Origin of the sequence: Fictibacillus fluitans, assembly GCF_030418125.1 — a bacterium.
GTDB lineage: Bacteria > Bacillota > Bacilli > Bacillales > Fictibacillaceae > Fictibacillus_C > Fictibacillus_C fluitans.
In genome coordinates this window covers 260,446-283,764 of sequence record NZ_JAUHTR010000004.1, presented here as the reverse complement: position 1 = coordinate 283,764, position 23,319 = coordinate 260,446, and the positions used below count along the sequence as shown (strand labels likewise).

Here is a 23,319-nt window from a genome sequence, read left to right as displayed (position 1 = left end):
ATACTTTCATGATATAGTGCACCGGCCTGTAAAAAAACGACATAAATCCGTCTATAATTCATGAAAAAAGCCAGGCACCGCATAAATACGATGCCTGGCTTAGAAATTTAATTGTTTAAAAAGAAGCACAATGCCCGCGGAAGATCCTCTTTCCAGAAGACCCACCTGTGTTCTTCGTCTTCCACGTGGTAATCAATGGAAAGTCCCTTCTCCTGAAAGACCTCCACCATGCGCTGATTTCCATCATAGATTTGGGCGATTTCGCCCGTTACAGGTGACTTAAAGTTATTTTCCCGCTCACCGACAACCTGGTAAATTTTCCAATCAGGCTGTCCAATCAGCCTGCGCGCATCCTCTGCCATCTCTTCATCAAATGCCGAAGACTGCAGCATAAGGTGCGACCAGAGTTCTGGTTTTTGCATGGCCAGGTACAAAGAAATAACCCCTGCCAACGAATCCCCGATCAAGCCCGTCTTTATCACGTTCATATTGATGGCTTTGAGCTTCTGCTGTACATCCGGAAGAACTTCTTCGTAAAAGAATTTGGTGAAATCGTTAAAGTGCTCCCCGTGCGGATGGTAAACTTCCCGCCGCTGTGAAGGCGAACCCGGGCTGACGGCGATCATCACAAGGTTAGACGACAGCTCGGGCTTTTCCTCCAGCAATCTTTCAAAGGTTTGCTGAAGCCCGCCAAGCTTCATGTAATAATATCCGTCCTGAACGAAGAGAAGCTGTACATCGCCCTCCTGAAGCTGATCGGAAAACAGCCATTTGACCTCGATCTCGCGGTTTAACTGTTTACTGTACATACGATTTTCATTGATTAACAGACTAATGATAACCCCTCCTGACTGCTCTGTGCTATCCACCATTTATCATAGCATGAAAGAGTTCTTCTTTTAAATAACACTGGAACAGCGATCGGTATTGTACAATTAAAGAAGAATACCAGCGAATAAGATGGGAGAGGTTTTTACATGAGTGAGAACAAATCGACGGTCAGTATCGCCCCTTGGCTTGGTGTTGAAAATGTTCAGAAAGCCATTACCTTTTATAAAGAAGCATTTAGCGTTTCAGAGCAATATAGTTTAAGAGGTGATGATGGAACCCCTGTTATCGCGCAGCTATCCTTTGGCGGATCCGATTTTTGGATTCAGGAGGATTCAGCTCTTCATCCTGAGTCGGGAAAATCCTTTCGTATCATTATTACCATCCCGGACCCTGACCCCGTGTTTGAACAAGCTTTGGCTGCGGGTGCGATTGAGATTGTACCGATTAGCGAGGCGCACGGCTGGCGTATAGGGCGTTTAGAAGATCCTTTTGGATACCATTGGGAAATTGGGAGACAGCTATAAAGAAAACTCGCCAAATGGCGAGTTTTCTTTATTATCTCTCTTCAATCGGCTCTTCTGCCATGCCCCGGTCCTTAATGAAGTATGTGAGGACAAGCGCGATCAGGGAAAGCAACGTAATAACCATAAAGGCCATGTTGGCGCCATAAATGTCGGCATGCTTTGCGTCTTGTGCGGCATTCGACTGTGCTGTGGTCATAATGGTTACAAGGATCGCCGTTCCGACCGAAGATGCAACCATCCGCATCGTGTTATCCATGGCAGCTCCATGGGGAATGAGCCGTTTGGGCAGCTGATTCAGGCCGGCTGTGGAAGCAGGCATCATGACCATGGATAAGCCAAACATCCGCACGCTGTACAGAATGGTGATGTACATAAACGAAGTGGATGGACTCAAAAAGGACAGTCCGAGAGTGGATGCGGTGAGGATGACCAGGCCGGTAAATGCCAGCGCGCGGGCACCAATCCGGTCAAAAATCCTTCCCGTAACCGGCGACATCAACCCCGAGACCAAAGCACCCGGCAGGAGCGCAAGCCCTGCCTCAAAAGCAGAAAAGCCTCTCATATTTTGCATAAACAATGGAATGATCGTTTCCGAACCGATCAGCCCCATGAATGTGATTGCTCCAATGACAACCGTAAACGGAAAAATCCCTTTCGTAAACACCCGGAACTCCAGCATCGGATGGTTCATCCGCAGCTGACGTATGATGAACAGCAGAAGGGCAAGCGCACCGAGCGCGAGTGTAAGGATCGTAAGCTGCGCCGTCCAGCCGTTGTTTCCGGCACTTGTAAATCCGTACAGCAAGCCTCCAAAGCCGAGTGAGGACAGGATAATCGACGGCACATCCACCTGCGGCTTTGTTACCTCTGTTACATTTTTCAAAGCAAAGTAAGCAACAACAATATCAACCAGTGCGATCGGCAAAATAATGAAGAATAACACCCGCCATGAATAATGGGAGGTGACCCAGCCGGACAAAGCAGGGCCGATGGCCGGAGCAAATGAAATCACGAGACCGATCAGCCCCATTGCTGCACCGCGCTTATTGACCGGGAAAATCATTAAAAATACCGTCTGCATCAATGGCAGCATCACACCGGCTCCGCTCGACTGGATGACCCTTCCCAAAAGCAGCATTCCAAAATTGGGGGCCAATCCTGCTACCAGTGTGCCCAAAGCGAAAACGCTCATCGCTGTAATGAACAACTGCCTGGTTGTAAAGCGCTGCAATAAAAAGGCGCTGATTGGGATCATAATTCCGTTCACCAGCATGAATACGGTAGTCAGCCATTGTGCACTGTTCGCCGTAGTCTTCATTTCCTCCATGACAAGAGGAATCGCCGTGATCATGAGCGTTTGATTGAGAATCGCAATAAACGATCCGGCGAGAAGAAGTGTGACAATGGTAGACTGCTTGTAACTTGTAGTTTCCATCTATTTATGACCCTCATTCCGTTCTGAACTTAATCCGATAAATCCCATATTACCTGAATGAAAATGGGATAGCTAATCACGTGCCTCGAAATCCATTAGATTTTTTCACAAAAAAAAGCTTGAGCGGATCTTAGCCGCTCAGGCCTTTCGTTGTTCCAGATTCACAAACAATGGTGAATGGTCACTCGCAAACCTTCCATCAATTCTGCCGTCCACAATCCCGGCTTTTTTTACCTTCCACTGCTCCGTTAACAGCACCCAGTCGATCCGGTTTTCTTCCCCTCCGCCACTTTCATCGGTGTAGCCTGTAAAGGTTCCAAGACCGGTACCCTCCTTTTCATCCGCTTCCGTCCAGCTATCCCTGAAAATCCTGTTCTCTGTAAAAATACGGTAGGCTTCACTATCGGGAGAGCTGTTAAAATCGCCCGTCAGCACCAAGGGAGCTTGTTCAGAAAGGGCACCTGCTCTTTCCAGCAGCAATTGAGCGGCATTTCGGCGTGCGTCCTCGGAGATATGATCCAAATGGGTGTTCAACACGTAAAAGGACTCTCCTGTTTCCCTGTGTTTAAGAAGAACCCACGTCGCCATCCGTGTACAGGAGCTTTTCCAGGAAACGGAGCCGATCACTTCCGGTGTTTCAGACAGCCAGAAATGGTCGAACGCTGCCACTCTAAACAAGCTGTTTTTATAAAAAACAGCCATAAATTCACCATTGGAGCCGCCATCCCGTCCAAGGCCTATGTAGCGATATTCCGGCAAATCCTCCTCCAGCCCGGAAAGCTGTTCGTATGTGCCTTCCTGCGTGCACAACACATCCGGCAAGTAGTGCTCCAGCAGCTTTTTCATCACAGGCCGCCGTTCCTCCCAGGCATGTTCCCCAGTATCGTGCGGGCCAGCAACCCTTATGTTATACGTCATGATGGAAACCCTCATCTTCCCCACTCCTTTCTCCCTTTCATTACCCTTTTCCCGACAAATAATCCTCTATAAAATGAAAGGAGTAAATTTGTCTTGGCCGTCCTTTGGATGCCAGTTTTTCTTCACCTACGATTTTAATCAGCCCCGCATCCAGACATTGCAAAAGAATGCGGTGGGCGCTTCTTATGGTAACCCCGAGGATATCTGCAATTTCTTGTGCGGTGTAGGTCAGGCGCTCGCTGCGTTTAATCTGGGCAAGAATTTTACCGAGATAAGCAGCCGTCATGCCTGTCTTTTCCGCCTTCAGAAGGAGCATAGAATCCGTTACCGATAAGCTGTAGATTAAAGGATTGGACATCTCCACCGGACCGACCACACTTTTATCTTCGCGGACAATGAAGCACTGGTTGCTTCCAAATTGCATGGACTGGCACAGCGCGATCCAGGCATGATTCCCGGCATCCTTGGCTGACCATCCAAATCCAACACCTACAGAAAGAGAAAGCTCCAAATCGTCTGTTAAAGACTGAAGCAGCGGGATACTTTTATAGCCTTCGGAAACGCGTTCGAAAATGCCTCTGGTGGTGACCAGCAAAAACTCATCCTCTCCCACACTCATGAGATGAGCTTCCAGTGCCGCCGAATAGTCGCGGATCAATCCACGGATGAGGGATTTTTTCTTTTGGATGCGGTGGCCGTCCAGCTCACATTTCTCCTCGAAGCAGGGGACAATTCTGATCCGGCATATTACAATTTGCGAATCCTTATTCTGCCTCTTTTTGCATGACAGCAATGCACGTTCCAAGGCGTTGATGATATCCTGCTCAGTCGGCGTAATCCATTGATTGGGAACACCCAGCCTTTCGAGGTCATCAGCGATTTCTTTACTTCCCGTCAGCGCCCCTTGTGATTTCCCTTCAGTAAAATACTGTTGATGCCGTTTTAGAATTTGAATGGTGGTCTGGAACACCCTTTCCTCTTGGACTGAAATGACTTCTATCTCCTCCTCAACTTCTGAGAGCACATGGGTTACCTCACGGACAGATAATGTGTCTACAGAGATCCCCTTTACCTCAGGATGTTTTCTCATCAGCCGATAGAGAGCACTGTAAAGCCCCGAAGCTTTTAGAGGGATATAGTGGGCGGGCACCTCAAAATCCAAATGGTTCTTCACCAGTTTATAAACTTCATAACTTGAAAATAGCAGAACGTCCACTTTATCAGCTAACTCCTTGGTCATAGTGAGAGCATCCGCCATATCCTCAGAGACTTGCAAAACGAGCGTGAAGTTCGGGAACCCCTTGATCACTTTTTGAATCCTGCGGGCAATAACACCAGGTGCGATCACCCCAATAAAGATTTGCCCTGACATCGCTTTTTCACCTCCGTTTATCAGTTATAATTAATCACCTTCGTAAGTACACTTGTGTTCTCCTGCTGCAATTCCTCATAAGCTTCCGAAATATTGTCAAACAGGACCGACTCCTGAAGATAGGCATTCACCTGAATACGTTTTTCGCTCAACAACCTCAGGAACTCTCCCATATTCCGGCCCTCCGTCCACCGGACATATGCATAAGGATAATCAACTGCCGCTCTCTCATACACAGGGTCATATCTTCCAGGACCACCGGCCCGCGAAATTAATATCTGTGCTTCCTTGCCAAACATGAGACTTCGTTTAAAATGGGGTTCCACATCACCGACAATCACAATTTTCCCTTTGTCTCTCACCCATTCCAGACTTTCATTCGTTAGCGGTGAGTGTCCTCCCCCTGCACACAGCAGGACAGCATCAACACCAAGGCCGTTCGTCTTTTCTTCAATCCGTCTGTTCAGGTGTTCATTAGATGTGGCTGCCTCAACACCTGTGCACGATTCGAACATTAAGGCACGTCTCTCATTTACTTCATATGGAATGACATCATAAGCGCTTGCATGTGAAATTTGCGCGATAATCTGACCAAGCACACCAAGCCCTGCGATGACAACAGATTCACCAAATTGTAAATTGGCCATTCGCAGAGCATGAATGGCTATAGCACCCACCCCCGCAAACGCCGCCTCTTTCGACTGTACATTGTCAGGAACTGGACTGCAAAGCGTTTTGGGAACAAGCAAGTATTCGGAATGCCGGACGTAAGGAACACCATAGCATGCGATCAGTTGACCTTTTGTAAATGGCTCTGTATCGCCGCCGCATTCCACAATTGTTCCTGCAGCACTGTACCCGAGATAAGCGGTACGGTTTTGGCTGGACCGGATCACCGACAGCTCGGTCCCTGTACTAATGACGGAATGTGAGGTTTTCACCAGCAGATAATGATCTTGAACCTTAGGAATCTCGCTCTCGATCATTGTAATTTTCCCTTCCTTTGCCGCCACACTTTTCATTGCTCTTTCCCCCTTTCACCGGCCATTAATGGAACAGTACGCGACAGCTTCGTTTCTATTCTTTTCATAAGCAGCGTTTCATCCAGCAGACCAGACAAATAAAGGCGAAGCTCATCACGGATTTCTTTCAGCTCTTTAAAGGACAACCCCAGGTCACTGTACAACCGGTAACTCGGAACGATTTCACGAAACATTTTAAAACGGGAAGGAAGACCCACATTTTCGCCGCCCGTCTTTTCTGCTGTTTTTTTAGCAGCGGGAAGGCTTAACGTATTCCTGCGGATTCTTTCCTGGCTCTCCTCGGATCCCAGGAAGTCAACCAGCAGCTTAGCGGCATCCTTCTTCATGGATTGTTTATTCACCGCAAGGCCGATCATGAGAAGCATCGTCCGCGCATCTCCCGAATACGGCAGAGGCGCAATATCATATTCAATGTCGGAACGAATCATCTGATTTAAACTGAAATAAGAGCACATGATCATGGACGCCTTACCCGACTTAAACAGGGCTTCCGTATCCTGGTCACTGTCCGACAGAAAGTTCACCCCCGCTTTTTGCTGCTCCACCACATGTTTAAACTGCTTGATGCTCCTGATGAAGCGTGCATGATCAAAATGAGTTTCACCGCGTTCATCCCATGAAAAGGCCACTTGATTTTGAAGCAGAAAAATGGGCCATCTATTGAGAGATAGCGGATGGAAATAGAACCCGCACCGCATCGCTTCAGCATCCCCTCCAGTGAGCCGTTCTGCCGCATGTAAGGCATCTTCCCACTGCCAGCCGCTGTCCGGCAGGGCAATTCCCGCTTCTTCAAAGTGTTTGACATTGTAGCAAAGGATGATCGGTGAAAACAGGAAAGGCCTTACATACGAATGTGGTGCAGCAAATCCTTTATTCAGAAAAGGGTATACTTCATCATTTTCCGAAAGCGGTTCGAACATCCCGTTATGATAGGGCTCTAAATCCAGAAAATCATTGTAGTTAATCGTAACCACATCCACCATGTCATTTTGAAAAAAATCATAGACGGTCTGGCTGTAATGGTTATAAGGAAGATTGATGGTTTGCACTTTAATTAATGGATGCTTTTCTTCAAATCTTTCAATCAGTTCCTTTAACACGGCTTCGTTTTGAATGCTGGGATAGTAGCCAAACTTTAACGTCAGCGGCTTAAACGGCATGGCAGCAGCCACCATATTTCCAATCCTTGATTTCTTTACGACCAGCCCTTCCTTCACCAGCTGATCGAGTCCTCTTCTTACCGAATTTTTACTCAGGTCATACCGCTCGGCAAGTGTAAGCTCTGAAGGCAAATAGTCACCCACTGCCCATATCCCATCCTTGATTTGCTGTTTAATGGACTCAACAAATTGATCAAACTTTATTTTGAATTGTTCTCGGTTCGTTTTTTCGCTCATAATACGTCTACCATCCTCTGAAAAGTTTTACTTTAGGCCCGATAACGCAATTCCTTTAACAAAATAGCGCTGGAAGAAAAGGAAGATTAAGAAGGTTGGAATAAAGGAAAGCACAGAGCCTGCCATCTCCACACCGAAGTTTCCTTCCTTTGTTAAAAGAGAAGCCAATCCTACTGTTACCGGAAACATATCTTCACTTGTTGTAAAAATCAGCGGAGTCAGCAGGTCGTTCCAGTTGGAGATGAAAGCAAAGGTTCCGACCGTTGCGATGACCGGCTTTGACATCGGAAGCATGATTTTAAAGAAGACGGTAAAATCGTTCGCGCCATCCATGTGCGCCGCTTCCTCAAGGTCCTTGGGCAACGTCTGCATGTACTGCCGCACAAAGAAAACGCCAAGGATGCTCCAAATTTCAGGAACAATCAGCGGCCAGTACGTGTTGATCCACCCCAATTCACTGAACATGATGTACCTTGGGATAATCAGCAGCTGGCTCGGAAGCATGATGACCGCCATCATGACCCAAAAGATAATTTCCTTGCCCGGAAACTGTTTTTTCGCAAAGATATAACCGAGCACAGCCGCAAAAAACATCTGAGAAAATACCGGAATAATGGTAATGATCAAGGAATTGAGGATCCATTTTGTAAACTTGGCATTGACCAGAATGTACATAAAGTTGGAGAGGGAAACGTGTTCCTCTGTTATCCATAAAAAAGGGTTGCCGCTTGGAACTTTCATAGGAATAAAGGAGCCGCCCAGCATGATCAGGAAGGGGATAATAAACAAGAGCCCCAGCAAGGCGAGCGGAACATATGTCCACCGGGATACTTTATTCATGGTGCACCTCCTTCTATTTGTAGTTCACTTCTTTTCCTAATGCTTTCTTTTGAATCAAAGAGATGCCAAATACGATAAAGAACAAGATATAGGCCAACACACTGGCATATCCCAAACGAAGAGAGGTGAACCCTTCCTGATAGAGATAGTACACAATGGTAGTGGTAGAGAAGTTCGGCCCGCCGCTTGTTAATAGAAACGCAGAATCAAAGATTTGGAACGAACCAATGGTAGTAATGATGGCAACATAAAAATGAATAGGCATTAACAGCGGAAACGTGATTTTCCAGAACAAATGCCACTTGGAAGCACCGTCGATCCTTGCTGCCTCATAAAACTCATCAGGTACCGATTGAAGTCCCGCGTAATAGTAAATCATCGTACTGCCGCACACCTTAAACACACTTAAACCCGCAAGCACCATCATCGCCTGTATCGAATCAGACAAAAACAGCTGCGGCTCGATACCGAATAAGCCAAGGAAGGAATTGATAAACCCGCTTTCCGTTCCTTTGAACAGCCACGCCCAAATACCGGAAATCACCACAAAGGATGTCACCACAGGCAAAAAGTAGATCCCCTTAAAAAATCCGGTTCCCCTTTTTCCGGTATTGATCAACAACGCCAGACACAAACCCAGCGCCATGGTCGGGACAATATAATACAGTGAAAAGAGAATCGTGTTCCAGATCGCTTTCCACGCCAGCTGATCAGAGAAAAAATTGATCCAGTTCTTTAAGCCGATAAATTTTGGATCACCGATAATCGGCCAGTCTGTAAAGGTGATGTACAAGCTAAAAAGGATCGGAAACAAATGAAAGATACTAAAATGAACAAGGATGGGAACTAAAAAGATATAAATCATCGCATATTTGTTCCAATGCTTTTTCATTTTAAAAGCACGTGTCGCCGGCCGCGCTGCTGGATGAGGAGCCGGACCGCTCACTGACAAGTTAGAATTCCCCATAAACTCACCTCCCGATTTAGAAAAAGCAAGCGGGGAGAGACGCCTCCCCCCTTCCCTGCATTATTTATTCATCTCCTCCTGTATTGCCTTGGCAGCTCCATCCGCCGCCTGCTGCGGTGTTTTCTTTCCTTGCATCATTTCCTGAAGCTTCGCCTGAATTTGCGGCATGACCGAACGGGAAACAGGGTGGATTACGCCTGGCTTCGCGTACTGCGCATACTCTGTCAGGACTTTCATGTCCTTATCTTCACTGTAGATGGTTGCTGCTGATTTTCTTGGTGGTACATATTTGGTCAGCTTGTTGAATGCTTTCAGGCTTTCCGTGCTTGTCATCGATTTGACGAGCTGTGCAGCCAGTTTTTTATTTTCGGAGTTGCCCGAAACAACGAACATTCCAGTTGTTCCGAACGTTGCCATCTCTTTATTTTTAAGCGGTGAACCAATCGCATAATCTTTGAACCCTTTTTCTTTCATCGTCGCCAGAGAAGCTCCAGTTCCCCAGTATGCCAGAGACTTTCCTTCCAAAAACAGAGGAAGATGGTCGGTGGTATTTATGGAGTCTTTCGGGATCATCTTGTTTTTATACCAGTTATTGACCAGTTCAAACCCCTTGACGGCATCCGGTTTGTTGATGGCAATTTTCCCGTCATCTGTAATGACCTGACCGCCTGCCTGCCAGACATAAGGGTATAGCGTGGCATTTGGCGTATTTCCGCCTTCATAGTTTCGTGCATAATATCCTTTTTTTACAGCCTTTTCAGCCAAAGCATTGAATTCATCCCAAGTTTGAGGCAAATGATTGGGATCCCCGCCAAGCTCTTTCAGGATCTTAGTATTGTAAAAATAGGTTTGCACCTCTTTTAACAAAGGAAGACCATACATTTTATCCTTATACGTAACCGCTTCCAATGATGTTTTGTCAAAATCATCCTTGCCATAGTCACCAAGCAGATCATCGATTGGTGCGAGCACCCCTTTGTCTGCAAACTGAGCCATCATGTCCGGAATCAGGTAAAAGACATCCGGACCTTGTTTCGCGGCCAGTGCGGTCAGAATTTTTTGCTCCCGGTTCGCCCATGGAATTTCTTCAAACTTTACTTTCACATTGGGATACTCTTTCTTGAATCGTTCCCCCATCCCTTTGAATACTTCGTTTTGCTTGCTCTTCAGCTCATCACTCACGTATGGATGGATCCATACCGTTAATGTTGCTGATTGTTTCTTGTCCGTGCTCCCTCCCGATGCAGCTTCATCCTTTGAACAGGCGGTAAAGACTAAAAGGAGTGCACATAAAAGAACAATAACCCCGCTTTTTTTCCAGAACATCTCAACTTCCTCCTTTTTCTGGTTCATAACTGGTACTCGAATTTAGAATAAGTGAGGTTGTATTAATCGTCAATATATTCTGTATTTTTGGACATTTTAAAGACAATGCTGATTTATTGGCATTGCAAATTCACAAGAAATGTCTCTTATTATTTATCGCCACATTAAAGACAGTCCATTGTTTTCAGCTTAAAATCGCCTTTAATACCTGTACTGACTGAATTCTTGGCCGCTGTGTTTATCAGGTTCTAATTTAAGTAAGTTTATATTTGACTGAATTTTCTAAAATATTATTGGATAAGAAAGGGTATTTTTGTATGATTAATAACGAACCAGATATGACCCAAATAAATACTGCTGTGTTTAATTTTTAAGAGGAGGTTTTTTCATGTGAAAAGATCGTATAAAAACCTGTTACTCTGTTGTTTGCTTGCTATGTCGTTTTTTTCATTTTCAACGAAAACACATGCTGTTGGCCAAACCGAAAGACTTGGAACCGCTCACTTTAATATCGGTATTCATTCCAGCGCGTATGGAAAAGGACCAGATGGAAACCAGGTCATCTATGCTGCAGCAAGCGGAACCCCAACGATGCTGAACATCATTGATCCTGTTGATGGTAAAAAAATAGCCAGCCATCCGCTGAATGGTGCGGCTTCCGCCTGGGGAATGGTTGTTGATCCAAATGGAATTGTCTATATTGCCGGAGGTCCCTTTTTATACCGGTACGATCCCAAAACAGATGCCGTAACCAACCTTGGCAAACCCGTTCAGAGTGAAACGGCACTTTGGAGACTGCAGAGTGACCACCTGGGACGCATTTTTGGCGGAACCTATCCAAACGGCAAAGTGTTCATGTATGACCCAGAAAAGAAGTCATTTACAGACTTCGGGCAAGCGGCTGAGGACCAGGGCTACACACGTAGTGTTGCTGTAGCCCAAAGGCACGTATTCGCCGGTACGGGCGTAAAAAAAGCACAGCTGATCGAAATCCTGCCGGAAACCGGAAAGAAGAACAACATACCGCTTCCTGAAAAATTTGCCGACCAGCAGGATCTGTATGATCTTGATGCCTACCGCGGTTTCCTTTTTGCCCGGCTTACCCCGTCCAACACGATGCTCGTCTACGATTTAAAAAAGAAGAAATGGGTAGATGAAATTGCAAATGTTAAGGGCTCTCGTGTTTCCCCGCCTGACGAGAATGGATTTGTCTATTTCAATATTGGAGATGAACTCTATTCGTACAGATTAAGTGATAAGCAGCTGACGCCAACCGGCTACAAAGAGAGCTGGAGCAATAAAGGATTCGGGTGGATGAAGTTGTCCGGGGCAGGCTTCAAAGGAAAAACCCTGGTTAGTATGAGGTATAACGGCAGCTTCTGGATCTACAATCCAACGACTGGACAATCAAAGAGCATTGAAGCTGACATTGAAGGACAGCCGGTCGAAATTCAGTCGATTGGCAGAGGGCCTGACGGAAACATTTACACGAGCGGCTATCCGACCGGAGGATTTACCAGGTATTCTCTTGAGGATCACGAGTTTACGAGATTCAGAGGCTTCGGACAGGCGGAAAACATGCTGTCAACGGACCAGTTTCTTTATTTGGGAGTGTACACTGGCGGAGTGATCTATAAGTATGACCCTGATAAACCGTATGACCATGACCCTGTAAATGTTCCGGAGGCCACTAACCCACGTGCTCTCTTTTCGCTGAAAAGCGAGGGACAAGACCGGCCATTTGGCTGGGCTAAGGGTGACGGAAACCTTTTTATCGGCACGGTTCCTGACTACGGAAAACTGGGAGGGGCACTGACGGTTCTTAATGAGGAGACGGAAAGCTATCACGTTCACTCCAACATTGTCAGCAATCAAAGCATCATTTCCCTCTCTTATAACGACGGAATTGTTTATGGAGGAACAAGTGTATTTGGCGGACTTGGATCAACGCCTACGGAATCGGAAGGCAAGTTATTTGCCTATGATCCTGCTACAAATACGAAACGGTTTGAAATCTCACCGCTTCCTGGTGAAAAAGCCATTGGCGCCCTTTCGTTTGATAAGAACGGCTACCTGTGGGGCATGAGCCCCGGCAAGATTTTTAAATTTGATCCCTCCACTAAGCAGGTGATCATGTCCAAGGAGCTCTTTCCGTTCGGCTGGAGCAGCATTGGCCATTATTGGAGAGGCGTCTTCCTTGATTATGATGCAGACGGAAACTTTTACGGCACAACGCTTGGCAAGCTGTTCAAGTTCAATCCCGAGACATGGGAAACCGAAATTCTTGATGAGGATGCCTCGCTTTATGCGAAGGACCGGGAAGGGAACTTTTACTTTTCCAGAGGAACGGATTTATACCGTTACACCCGTTAAACGAATGTAAAGAAGGAGGAGATTTTTTTGAAAAGGTGGATTTCACTCTGTTTATCTCTTGTGATTCTGTTTGGTTTAGGTCTTGGCTTCACCCAACAGGCGTCTGCCAAGAGTTCCGGTAAATTAGCGAGGACTTACTTTGGCGAACCTCAAAAGCTGACTGCCCCTCTGAACCAGGCCATCTCCATTTTTAACGGCGCTGTCGGAACGGAAGATGGACACCGCGTCATGTATACGACAACCAAAGGCTTTCCCGCCAAATTAAACGTGCTTGATATTGAAGATTATAAGCTCAAGCGGGTTATTGACCTTGAGAACTCGGAAAACTCATGGGCACATGAAGTTGTTCCGAACGGTGACCTCTACGTTGCCACCGAGGGCGGTGGAGCGAAATTATGGAGATACTCCCCTGTCACCAAAAAAGCCGAGTTGGTTTACAAGTTTCCCGGAGAATCGTTTGCGTTCTCCATTACTTCCAATGAAAAGGGAGAAGTATTTGTTGGAACCTACCCTGGCGGTAAAGTGTTTAAATATGATCCCGAAGCCAAAAAGGTAACGGATTACGGCCGGATGATTGGAGCTGTGTCACAGGAATATATCCGCTCACTGGCGGTGATCGGCGATAACATTTATTCCGGAACCGGCCATGGGCAAATCGTCCGCTACAACATGAAAACCGGCGAAAGGGAGGACATCTCCAAAGCTATTGGCGAACCTGGCCATATTTATGACCTGGAAAAGGTGGATGACCGCTACCTTTTTGCACGCTATGAGCTTTCCAGCAACGGATTTATTTATGACACGCAGGAAAAGAAATGGCTTGATGTCACCATTCCAAATGTCCGCGGCTTACACGTAGAAGAACAATCACTTAACAATAAAGTCTACTTTATGACCACGGACAATAAATTGAGGACAGTAGATCTCGCCACTTTAAAAATTGAAGATACAGGCATTGAATATGAAAGCGGTTTCCGGGGAGTTGACTGGGTGGAATTCAATACGCCTGAACTTCCGGGGAAAAGTCTGGTGACCATTAACTTTAGCGGGTATGTCACCATTATTAATTTGGAAACCAAAAAGGTTACACGTCTTCCTTCTCTCGTTCAGTCAACACCGACCGTCATGCAGGCGATCGAAAAAGGACCTGACGGCAATTTCTACATCAGCGGCATGCAGACGTCAAAAGGCGCACAATACAATCCAGTGACAGGAAAAGTAACGCCGTTTAACCTTGGGCAGGGCGACAGTATGGCCCCGCTCGGGAATAAGATGCTGATGGGTGTGTATCCGTCAGGTGACATCCGCGCTTATGATCCGGCCCTTCCGCCATCCAGCGAAAATCCTGAAAAACTGTTTGTGCTCGGAGAATCTCAGAACAGGATTAAAACCATTTCCACAGGCGGGGGGAAAGCCTTTATTGGCAGTATACCGTTTTACGGGGAACTTGGAGGTGCGCTGACCGTTTATGACCCGGAAGCGGAAGGCGTGAAGTACAAGGTGTTCCGTAACGTTGTACAGGACCAGAGTGTTGTTGGCCTCGCTTATAAAGATGGGCTTGTCTATGGCTCGACGTCTATCACCGGTGGCCTTGGAGCTGATCCCACAGCTGAAGAGGCGAAGCTTTTTGTATGGGATGTAAAAAATGAAAAGAAAATCAAAGAAGTTTCATTGAACATCGAAGGAATTGAAAAACCCCACCTGATCGGAGAGCTTTCTATTGGACCAGACGGACTGCTATGGGGAGCCGTAAAAAATGCTATCTTCGCTCTGGATCCAGAAACACTAAACGTTGTTAAAAGCAAGAAGGTGTATCCTGATGGCGTACTCCCTGAGGATGCATGGGGATCCATTGATCTTAAATGGTCAGACGGCTTGCTGTTTGCCAATTTCACAGGCGGCAACCTGACAGCCATTGATCCTGACACCCTGGACAGCCAAAAGATCACAAATGCTTATTCATTTTCCATTGGTGATGATGGAGACATCTACTACTCCCTGGCCTCCAACCGCACACTGCTGTATAAAATCGAAGTGGATCACATTTCAAAAGTAAAGCCTGTCCATCTGACAAACAGCGGGTTCGAAATCCCCATGATACATGATCGTGTACCGGGATGGGCATCCATGTTTGCTGCTGACAGCGAAGTTCAGTTCAGTTTAACGAGTGAAAAACATAAAAAAGGCAGAAACAGCTTAAAGCTTGTCGATACGTCCCGAAAGAAGTCCGTAGCCCTGACGAGCCATCCGGTAAAGGTCCAGTTTGGCCAGGTCCTGAAAGCACAGACTCAGCTTTATTTAAAAGAAGGCCTTTCAAGCTTTATGCTGCGGTATTATGACAAAGATGGAAAAGAAGTTTCCTCCACACCTGTCCACACCGAATCGGGCTATAACCATTGGCAAAAAGTAACGGTGACAGCAAAGGTTCCAGAAAAAGCAGCCACCGCCAAGGTACTGGCTTATACCACTGCTTATGCGATGACCACGTCTTATTATGATGACATCAAGCTTTCTAAATTAACGTTGGAAGAATAATGCCCCTATTAACAAAGGAGTGGGTTAAAAATGATCAGTCGGATGCCCGAAAATGAAGGCAGCCTTTTATCACCTGTACCGCAAGCAGTAAATATTCACGAAGACGGCTTTGCTCTTTCACCTGTCGTTTGGCTTGTAACGGGCATGGACACTCCCCCTGCGGCATTGCTGCAAGTCGAAACTGCCCTCTATCATGCAGGGGTAAAGGAAGTGGAAATCAGAAGCACACCCCCGGAAGGCGGCATAGCGGCCACAGCCATGCCCGTCGTGATTTATATGGGGAAATTCCTGGAAAACCAGACCGTTTCTGATGCGTTGGATCTTCTTGGGGCTACAACAGCTGAAGGTTTTCATGCTGAAGGCTATGTGCTGGCAGCCGGCTCCACGAATTCCGGCACTCATATGATTGTTTTGGCCGGAATGGATGAGAATGGAATTTTTTATGCCTCTCAAACCTTCAGCCAGCTCATTTTTAAGAAAGACCCTCTCGGATGGATCCCTTCCGTAACGGTGTATGATTGGCCGTCCATGCCTGTTCGGGGAGTGATCGAGGGATTTTATGGCCCGCCATGGTCACATGAAGAACGCCTAAACCAGTTTTCTTTTTACAGTAAGCACAAGATGAATGCATACGTGTATGCACCAAAAGATGATCCTTACCACCGTGAAAAATGGCGGACTCCCTATCCACAGGACAAAATGGCGGAAATCAAGCAGCTGGTTGATGCCGCAAAAAGGAACCATATTACCTTTACATTTGCCATCTCACCAGGCAACAGTATCACCTTTTCAGATGATTCGGAATTTCAGAAGCTGATTAATAAGGCGCAGGCAGTCTGGGATATTGGGGTGCGGTCATTTGCTCTTTATCTGGATGATATTGATCCCGCCCTCCGTTTTCCAAAGGACAAAGAAAAATTTGGAGGAGACCATAATCCTTCTGCTGCAGCACAGGCTTTCCTTCTCAATCGTTTTAATGAGGAATTTATAAAAACACATCCTGGGGCAAAGCCGTTAATCACCGTACCGACTGAATATTATGAAGAAGGCACTTCTCCTTACCGGGAACGATTTGCTGCACTCGTGCAGCCGGATATTATCGTACAATGGACCGGAATAGGCGTAGTCGCTCCATCCATCCGTGTCAAGGATGCCCAATGTATTCACGGTATCTTTCAGCATCCGCTATTAATCTGGGACAATTATCCCGTAAATGATTTTGACCGCAACCGGCTTTTCCTTGCGCCGCTTTATGGCAGAGATGCAGAGTTGTATAAGGAAACTGAAATCATCGGGATAACAGCCAATCCAATGAATGAGGCAGAGGCTTCAAAAATTCCGCTGTATACCATGGCAGAGTATATGTGGAATCCAACGGGTTATGAGCCCGAGGAATCACTGCAAAAAAGTCTATTAGAGTTTTCGGGCGGCAGAGAAATGAATGCCCTGAGACTGTTTGTAGAAAGCTGTTATGGCAGTCTCTTAAACAACCATAAAGAGCCGCTTTCTCTCAAGTTGGAGCCACTTATGGACGCTTTTTGGAAACAAAAGGAAAAGAGAGCTATTGGGGCGGAGGCAAATGAGCTGCTCCACCAGTTCCTCGAGCTGAAAAATGTACCAAATCAGCTTCAGCAGTTGGGTAATTCGAATTTTCTGAGGGAAACAGAGCCCTATTTAATCAAGCTGTCCTTGTATGGTGCCGCTGGAGAAGCGGCGGTGCAGCTTGTTCTGATGGAAAAGGAGGGTGATGCTTCTCAGGCGGACACTCAGAGAGTCATTCTTGAAAGTCTCGTCGAAAAACTGGTGTCTATCCCGAAAAAATTGAGTTTAAGCGCGATGAACTCTTTCATTAACAGAGTTCTTGGCCATGATGCATTGAATGAAGGCACAAAAGCGGACTCTCCAGCACCGACCATTTACTGATCGAGGGAATTACTTTCAAATCACCCTCATTTGTTTTCAAAAAAGCTGATTTATGTTCAAAAGTGCACCATTCATTTTCAAAAACAGCCTTTTTATTTTCAAAACCCGACTCCATCAAATGAAAAACCCCCTGCACTCCGGATCAGCCGGAGGATGCTGGGGGTTTCCTTATTACTTCACTGTCACTTTAGTGGCTTTGCTCTCGCGTTTGGCAAGATCGGTTACGGTGACGTAAAGAACCGTGCCTTTCTTTTGTTTCTTGATTTTTGCGGAGAACGTGCCTTTTGAGCTCACTTTTGCGGTGGAAATTACTTTTTTCTTCTTATCTTTTACTTTGATGGTTCCATCGGCAACGGAGTTTCCTTTGACAGCCACAGACTTCGCCGTTACTTTGCTTACCTTCGGCATGTCAGGTGCCGGTGCTTTTTTGACGACTGCCTTAAGGGCCGTTTTTGCCGCACCTTTGGCAATCTCTACGTGAAGCACCTGGTTCGCCTTTTGAACCGGTACGTTGGCGGTAAATGTTCCTGTTTTTGAAACGGTGGCCTTGCCCAGTGTCTTACTGCCGTTTTTCACGGTCACTTTTGAACCAATGCTTGCAACGCCGGATACCTTGTTCATATTATCAAGAACCGGGTTCACTTTTGCATTCAGTTCAACAGCGCTTAATGCTTTGAACGCATCGAGTCTGCCATGTCCGGAAGCTGTGTCATAGCCCGGTGCCGGCTTGGATGGTTCTTCGTATTCATCTCCTGGATTATCTACTTCGCCGAAGGCAATGTCATCGGCTGTCTCTGTCAGAATTCGTTCAACATCCTTCGCTTTGAGACGAGGATTTTCAGAAAGCAGCATTCCTGCTACTGCAGCAACATGCGGCGTGGCCATCGATGTGCCTGACATGAGCGTGACATTTCCGTTTGGCACCAGGCTTGGGATATTGGAGCCTGGTGCAACAAGATCCAGTCCTGATCCGTAGTTGGAGTAGTCAGCTACAACGTCCAGCTTATTGGTCGCCCCGACTCCAATTGCATATTTGGATGAGCCCGGGTAGCTCACTTGGGATGTTCCATCATTGCCGGTTGCCACGACGATGGCTGCTCCTTTGTCAGAAGCATACTTCATCGCGTATTCAAGGACACGGCTATAGCCTCCCCCAAGACTGAGGTTGATGACTTTCGCGCCTTTATCAGCGGCATACATGATGCCCATTGCGATTTGCTCCGTATCACCGGAACCAGAAGCATCCAGTACTTTTACCGGAAGAATTTTCGCTTTTTGGTCAATGCCCGCCATGGAGTACCCATTGTCGGCTTGTGCCGCGATAATGCCGGAGACGTGTGTTCCGTGCCCCATATCATCGAGCGGAGCTGCATCCGGAGTAACAAAGTTCTTTCCGATATCGCTGCGTACTTTATTGCTTAAATCAGCGAGGGTGTAATCCACTCCGGTATCAACAACAGCGATTAAGGTATCCTTCGCTTTTGGGTCTACCAGTTTGGACGCTGATTCATAATTAATGTCGGCTCCCTTGATGCCTCCATCTGTACCTTTGTTCTTTAATGACCATTGATAGGAATATTCCACATCATTGGCCAGTGAATGGTAGCGCTGCACAGGCTCGGCAAATTCAACGCCAGGCAGTTTGGAAAGGGCGGCCGCGGCGGCCTTTACTGAAGTTTTTGCGCTATTGGAGGTCGCGCTGTATGTGCCTGAAGCTTTTGCTCCATCCACTTTGACCACATACATGTTGTTATTCATTTTGTGTTGAGATTGAAATGCTGAACGGGCGGTGGACTGGATTCCGAACGTTTGCAGCTTTTGATTCAATGATTTGCTTGTGTATCCATCTTTCATTTTTACAATAAGCTTGCTCGTTACATCCTTTGTGCTTTCTGGAATGAGATTGGTTTTTTCCAGCAGGTCGGAAAGGTTTTTGCCTTTAAGGGCATTGATGCCTGCCTGCTTGCCAATCTTTTCGATATCTTTTTTATACTTGTCCGGTGCTGCATCCAGCGCGATTTTGTATAGCTCCTGGATGGCCGTCTGATCCTTGCCGGATAACACATACGTGCTTGCTGATCCATTTTCGGCCAGTTCATTGAATAATGGCTTTAGCGCCACAAGATGGTTGTAAACGTCCTCGCGAAGATCTTTATGAAGCATCATTTTCCCTACCAAAAACGGAGCGGTTTTGTAGTATAGAGAAGAAAGTGATTTTCCCTCGTCTGTTTGGGAAAGCAGGCCATCACGAAGCTGGCGGAGCTGGGTCAGCAATGCGGCTCCCGACTTTTTCTGTCCGGCACTCATTTCAACCGGGCATTCTTCTCCCGCTTGTTCCGTTGCAGGAGGATGCTTTACGCCTTTATAGCCAATGCTGTAATTCACCTTTTCCTGCTCATCGGCAGCTGGTGGTTCCTCGGCTTCGGGATCTTCTCCAAGGTATTCCACCTTTATGTAATAAGGTCCCTTCCACGCATGCGGCATTTCGAGCGTTACCGGCTCATCCGGAGTGGTAAATCCCCGGTATAAATCAAATGTTTGGTCATTAGCCGCATTTTCAATACTGGAATACGCGGAAATGTTAAGGCTGCCCTCACCCGCAAGCGAGATTTCCATATGGGAATCCTTTTGAATTTCATCCTTTTCCGGAGTGATTTTGTACCATTGTGTTTGTTCAGGTGCGTCAAAAGAACTGTTAATTTCTTTCCCTTTTTTCAGTGGTGCTGCTTTTTCAAGTGATGTCGAACCTTGAGCATTTGCCACTTGTCCGGTAACTGGTGCAAAAAATCCTGCCACCAGCGCAAATACAAGCAGCAGTGCTGTCCATTGTGCTGTTTTTTTAGCGTTCATTGCATTACCTCCTCTTATTTGGTGTAAAAAGGAACAGGCCGTTTTGGCCATAACGCTATTAAAACATATTTTCAAAGCTTAATAGGTAAATTATTCAAAAAATACCAGAAAAGCATTCGAAGGTCCCGAACTAAACCAGCGGTTCTTTTTTTTCTGGTAGTTCCCGCCTAAAAGATTGCCAGAACCAGTCAGCATGCTGATTACTTAAAAGTTTCCAGTTGAAATCATCCAATAAACCCCATCCATTGATTTTTTCTGTTGTTTTGCTTTAGTATAATAAAGAAAGAACAACAAGAATGACGGATATTCCGCCAAAGAAAGGAATCCTTTTACCGTGCTTATTACTCTAACCATGCTTGTCATCGGGCTGATTTGCGGATTTATCGGCGTTGGCGGAGCAGGTTTTATCATTTCAATCCTTGTCCTTTTTCATATACCGATTCATACGGCGCTTGGAACTTCCCTTGCCGCCATGGCTTTTACGACGCTGTCAGGAACGTACAGTCATATGAAGGAAGGAAACATTGCCCTCCGTGCCGGTGTTTGGACCGGGGGATTTGGAGCGATCGCCGCTTATTTCGGCTCAAGGCTGTCCTCTCTTATCCCGAGCGAGCATCTTCACTACTTAACAGCAGGCATGCTGCTGCTGTCGGCAGTGCTGCTGATTGTCCGTTTCTTTATTACCAAAGGAAGAGTCGAAGAAACCATCAACGAAAAGCTGGGCTATCCGACGCTTCTGATGAAGGCATTGCTTCTCGGAATGACCACCGGCCTCCTGTCGGGTGCGTTTGGCATCGGCTCTGCTCCGTTTATCCAGATCGGCCTGCTGCTCATTTTCGGACTTTCCATCCGGCAATCGATCGGGACAACCATGCTGGTTATTCTCCCGATAGCGGTCGGAGGCGGCTTTGGTTACATCATGCAAGGCTATCTTGACTATATGCTCCTCCTGCAGGTGCTTGCCGGCACGATGATTGGAGCTTACCTTGGGGCAAAGCTGACCAAATTCGCTCCGAAGCCTTTATTGAAGACCGCAATGGTGGCAACGCCTGTTGTCGCTGCATTGCTGATTTTATTTGAATAGCAACAAAAAAGAGGAGCTCGCAGGAGTTCCTCTTTTTTCGCTTTGTCGCTTTTGAAAGTGATTGATTTTCATTTCAGGCCGCTCGCTTTTACCGGCGCGAGCGCCTACCTTCGCAGGGCGTGCGGTGAGCCTTACCGGCGTAAACGCCTACCTTTTGGCGCAGGCGCCTACGGTACCGGTGCTAGCACCTACTTTACCGGTGCAAGCACCTACTTTACCGGTGCAAGCACCTACTTTACCGGTGCAAGCACCTACTTAGTCTCACCTGTCACGCTAGTCCCGCAGGACAAGGAAGGCTTCGGCAGCGATACATCGCACGAAGAAAATGCGATCTTCATTTTCGAGGATCTCGCACCTTGCACTACAACCAACCTATCAAGGAAGAAACTTGCCAAAACACAATCAATAGACTCAGATCAACTTACTGACATCAAGGTAACCATGCCCTTGTGAATGGGCTGGGAGTCCCCAGTCTTCTGCTGCGTTTATAAGTTTTTCTTTTACCTGGTCCGGCGTAAAATCCGGATTCTGCTGAATGACTAATGCCACTACGCCGGCGCAAATAGGTGTGGCCATGGATGTGCCGGAAAGTGAACAGTAGTCTTTTGCTACACGGCTGTCTTTAGCAACCTTGTCCAAATAGGAGCCAGGAGAACGCAAGGATACGATATTAACACCAGGTGTTAGTATATCAGGCTTGGTAATACCATCAATGGTCGGTCCGCGGCTGGAGAAGCTGGCAATTTTGTCGTCGCTGCGATCTAAGGTGTTTTGATCATCGATCGCCCCTACGGTTATGACCTTCGGGCTGATTCCGGGACTTGAAACCGTATTGTCATCCGGTCCTTCGTTTCCGGCGGCCACGCAGACCACAATCCCCTCTTTCCAGGCCTTTTCCACGGCTTTTACGACCGGGTCCTCTGCTGCAGGCTGGGTAGCGCTGCTGCCGAGTGACATGGAAATGACCTTAATGTTGTATTTTTCCTTGTTATCAATGCACCACTGCACACCAGCGATAACGGTGGACAATGAACCTGAACCCATTTTATTCAATACCTTTACGCCAACCAGATTGGCTTCCGGGGCGGGTCCTTTGTACTTGCCGTCTGACAAATAGCCGTTACCTGCTGCATCACCCGCGCAGTGAGTGCCATGCCCGTTGTCATCATAGGCTTCGCTTTTCTTGTTTACGAGATCTTTAAAACCAATTATGCGGTCTTTTATGTCTGAATGCGGATAAATACCTGTATCAACGATGGCAATCGTAATATCCTTTCCCGTCACCCCTGATTGATTCAGTACATCGGCATGAATGGAAGGTGACGCTTTATCCAGCAGCGCTCTTACTTCACGGTCATAATGTATTTTTTTGATATGGTTGCAGTTGGTTAACAGATCTTCCAGCGCATTGGCCGTTACGGTTGCAGAGCAAAACGGTATACTTCCAAATTGATGATGAACCTTGCAATTGCGGTGTGCTGCTATATACTCTTGAACCTGAGCCGCCGCAAGCACATTGGCTTCCTCTTCATGAAATTCAATTAACACCTTTATTTTACTCCGTTTTGTCAGCCATTTTTCTATGCTGCTGTGCAGAAAACAAGGCGTTTTGCGCATGGGCCTGTACAAGTTCACAAGTTTAGAGCGCATTTGAAGGTCCAGCTTATCGGCATGCTGGCGCACCAGTTTTATCATTGAAAATCCAAACACCGAAATTCCCCCTTTTTATTAGAGTTGTTTTATTCTATGAAAATAGGGGAAATGTGCAGCGGTGTTTGTCCCGTGATTTGCTAGATTCCACAAAAAATGATAGATTTGCCTATCAAAAAAGCGGCTCTCCGGAGAGCCGATAATCGGCCTCCCCGAGAGCCAATCTCTTGGCCTCCCTTAGAGCCGCTTTC

At 46.7% G+C, this 23,319-nt stretch carries 16 protein-coding genes; 5 read left to right on the top strand and 11 right to left on the bottom strand.

Annotated elements, in window-relative coordinates:
• Nucleotides 1-107: 107 nt before the first annotated feature.
• Nucleotides 108-809 (bottom strand): alpha/beta hydrolase, encoded by a 702-nt coding sequence (locus tag QYB97_RS10560; RefSeq protein WP_301165959.1) that lies wholly within the window; start codon nt 807-809, stop codon nt 108-110.
• A 168-nt stretch (nt 810-977) separates the two neighbouring features.
• Here QYB97_RS10560 and QYB97_RS10555 point away from each other — a divergent pair, with 168 nt between their 5' ends.
• On the top strand, nt 978-1,355 hold the full coding sequence (locus QYB97_RS10555) for a VOC family protein (RefSeq protein WP_301165958.1): 378 nt from the start codon (nt 978-980) through the stop codon (nt 1,353-1,355).
• Nucleotides 1,356-1,386: 31 nt separating this feature from the next.
• Here the strand turns inward: QYB97_RS10555 and QYB97_RS10550 are convergent, their stop codons facing one another.
• The 8 genes from QYB97_RS10550 to QYB97_RS10515 all read right to left on the bottom strand — a co-directional run bounded on the left by QYB97_RS10550 (nt 1,387) and on the right by QYB97_RS10515 (nt 10,653).
• Nucleotides 1,387-2,790: an MDR family MFS transporter gene (locus QYB97_RS10550; protein ID WP_301165957.1), complete on the bottom strand. Its 1,404-nt coding sequence runs from the start codon at nt 2,788-2,790 to the stop codon at nt 1,387-1,389.
• A gap of 138 nt (nt 2,791-2,928) precedes the next feature.
• Nucleotides 2,929-3,723 carry an endonuclease/exonuclease/phosphatase family protein gene (locus QYB97_RS10545; RefSeq protein WP_301165956.1) on the bottom strand — a complete coding sequence of 265 codons (795 nt, stop codon included), beginning with the start codon at nt 3,721-3,723 and terminating at the stop codon, nt 2,929-2,931.
• A gap of 25 nt (nt 3,724-3,748) precedes the next feature.
• Complete coding sequence (locus QYB97_RS10540) at nt 3,749-5,080, bottom strand: helix-turn-helix domain-containing protein (protein WP_301165955.1); 1,332 nt, start codon at nt 5,078-5,080, stop codon at nt 3,749-3,751.
• Between the two features lie 20 nt (nt 5,081-5,100).
• Nucleotides 5,101-6,102: a zinc-dependent alcohol dehydrogenase gene (locus QYB97_RS10535; protein WP_301165954.1), complete on the bottom strand. Its 1,002-nt coding sequence runs from the start codon at nt 6,100-6,102 to the stop codon at nt 5,101-5,103.
• A complete protein-coding gene (locus QYB97_RS10530) occupies nt 6,099-7,520 on the bottom strand; it encodes an extracellular solute-binding protein (protein ID WP_301165953.1) in 1,422 nt (473 codons plus the stop codon). Before QYB97_RS10530 ends, QYB97_RS10535 begins: the two co-directional genes overlap by 4 nt.
• 27 nt (nt 7,521-7,547) lie before the next feature.
• Nucleotides 7,548-8,360: a carbohydrate ABC transporter permease gene (locus QYB97_RS10525; RefSeq protein WP_301165952.1), complete on the bottom strand. Its 813-nt coding sequence runs from the start codon at nt 8,358-8,360 to the stop codon at nt 7,548-7,550.
• A gap of 13 nt (nt 8,361-8,373) precedes the next feature.
• Nucleotides 8,374-9,252 carry a carbohydrate ABC transporter permease gene (locus tag QYB97_RS10520; protein ID WP_301165980.1) on the bottom strand — a complete coding sequence of 293 codons (879 nt, stop codon included), beginning with the start codon at nt 9,250-9,252 and terminating at the stop codon, nt 8,374-8,376.
• 135 nt (nt 9,253-9,387) lie between these two features.
• Nucleotides 9,388-10,653: a sugar ABC transporter substrate-binding protein gene (locus QYB97_RS10515; RefSeq protein ID WP_301165951.1), complete on the bottom strand. Its 1,266-nt coding sequence runs from the start codon at nt 10,651-10,653 to the stop codon at nt 9,388-9,390.
• A 390-nt stretch (nt 10,654-11,043) separates the two neighbouring features.
• Here QYB97_RS10515 and QYB97_RS10510 point away from each other — a divergent pair, with 390 nt between their 5' ends.
• Genes QYB97_RS10510 through QYB97_RS10500 form a run of 3 tightly spaced genes read left to right on the top strand, consistent with a single transcriptional unit; the run spans nt 11,044 to nt 17,484 of the window.
• Nucleotides 11,044-13,026, top strand: a complete 1,983-nt coding sequence (locus tag QYB97_RS10510) for a WD40 repeat domain-containing protein (RefSeq protein WP_301165950.1) — start codon at nt 11,044-11,046, stop codon at nt 13,024-13,026.
• Between the two features lie 27 nt (nt 13,027-13,053).
• Entirely contained in the window at nt 13,054-15,561 is a 2,508-nt protein-coding gene (locus QYB97_RS10505) for a PQQ-binding-like beta-propeller repeat protein (protein ID WP_301165949.1), read from the top strand.
• 30 nt (nt 15,562-15,591) lie between these two features.
• Complete coding sequence (locus tag QYB97_RS10500; RefSeq protein ID WP_301165948.1) at nt 15,592-17,484, top strand: glycoside hydrolase family 84 protein; 1,893 nt, start codon at nt 15,592-15,594, stop codon at nt 17,482-17,484.
• A 171-nt stretch (nt 17,485-17,655) separates the two neighbouring features.
• Here the strand turns inward: QYB97_RS10500 and QYB97_RS10495 are convergent, their stop codons facing one another.
• Nucleotides 17,656-20,334, bottom strand: a complete 2,679-nt coding sequence (locus QYB97_RS10495; protein ID WP_301165947.1) for a S8 family peptidase — start codon at nt 20,332-20,334, stop codon at nt 17,656-17,658.
• Nucleotides 20,335-20,668: 334 nt separating this feature from the next.
• Here QYB97_RS10495 and QYB97_RS10490 point away from each other — a divergent pair, with 334 nt between their 5' ends.
• Nucleotides 20,669-21,418 (top strand): sulfite exporter TauE/SafE family protein, encoded by a 750-nt coding sequence (locus QYB97_RS10490; protein ID WP_301165946.1) that lies wholly within the window; start codon nt 20,669-20,671, stop codon nt 21,416-21,418.
• A gap of 411 nt (nt 21,419-21,829) precedes the next feature.
• On the opposite strand, the gene QYB97_RS10485 is transcribed toward QYB97_RS10490, so the two are convergent.
• Nucleotides 21,830-23,128: a S8 family peptidase gene (locus QYB97_RS10485; protein ID WP_301165945.1), complete on the bottom strand. Its 1,299-nt coding sequence runs from the start codon at nt 23,126-23,128 to the stop codon at nt 21,830-21,832.
• Between the last annotated feature and the right edge of the window lie 191 nt (nt 23,129-23,319).

Coding starts and splice junctions, on each gene's coding strand:
- QYB97_RS10515 (WP_301165951.1), bottom strand. CDS start 10,653: ATGTTCTGGAAAAAAAGCGGGGTTATTGTTCTTTTATGTGCACTCCTT.
- QYB97_RS10545 (WP_301165956.1), bottom strand. CDS start 3,723: ATGAGGGTTTCCATCATGACGTATAACATAAGGGTTGCTGGCCCGCAC.
- QYB97_RS10550 (WP_301165957.1), bottom strand. CDS start 2,790: ATGGAAACTACAAGTTACAAGCAGTCTACCATTGTCACACTTCTTCTC.
- QYB97_RS10555 (WP_301165958.1), top strand. CDS start 978: ATGAGTGAGAACAAATCGACGGTCAGTATCGCCCCTTGGCTTGGTGTT.
- QYB97_RS10525 (WP_301165952.1), bottom strand. CDS start 8,360: ATGAATAAAGTATCCCGGTGGACATATGTTCCGCTCGCCTTGCTGGGG.
- QYB97_RS10495 (WP_301165947.1), bottom strand. CDS start 20,334: ATGAACGCTAAAAAAACAGCACAATGGACAGCACTGCTGCTTGTATTT.
- QYB97_RS10500 (WP_301165948.1), top strand. CDS start 15,592: ATGATCAGTCGGATGCCCGAAAATGAAGGCAGCCTTTTATCACCTGTA.
- QYB97_RS10540 (WP_301165955.1), bottom strand. CDS start 5,080: ATGTCAGGGCAAATCTTTATTGGGGTGATCGCACCTGGTGTTATTGCC.
- QYB97_RS10520 (WP_301165980.1), bottom strand. CDS start 9,252: ATGAAAAAGCATTGGAACAAATATGCGATGATTTATATCTTTTTAGTT.
- QYB97_RS10560 (WP_301165959.1), bottom strand. CDS start 809: ATGTACAGTAAACAGTTAAACCGCGAGATCGAGGTCAAATGGCTGTTT.
- QYB97_RS10530 (WP_301165953.1), bottom strand. CDS start 7,520: ATGAGCGAAAAAACGAACCGAGAACAATTCAAAATAAAGTTTGATCAA.
- QYB97_RS10535 (WP_301165954.1), bottom strand. CDS start 6,102: ATGAAAAGTGTGGCGGCAAAGGAAGGGAAAATTACAATGATCGAGAGC.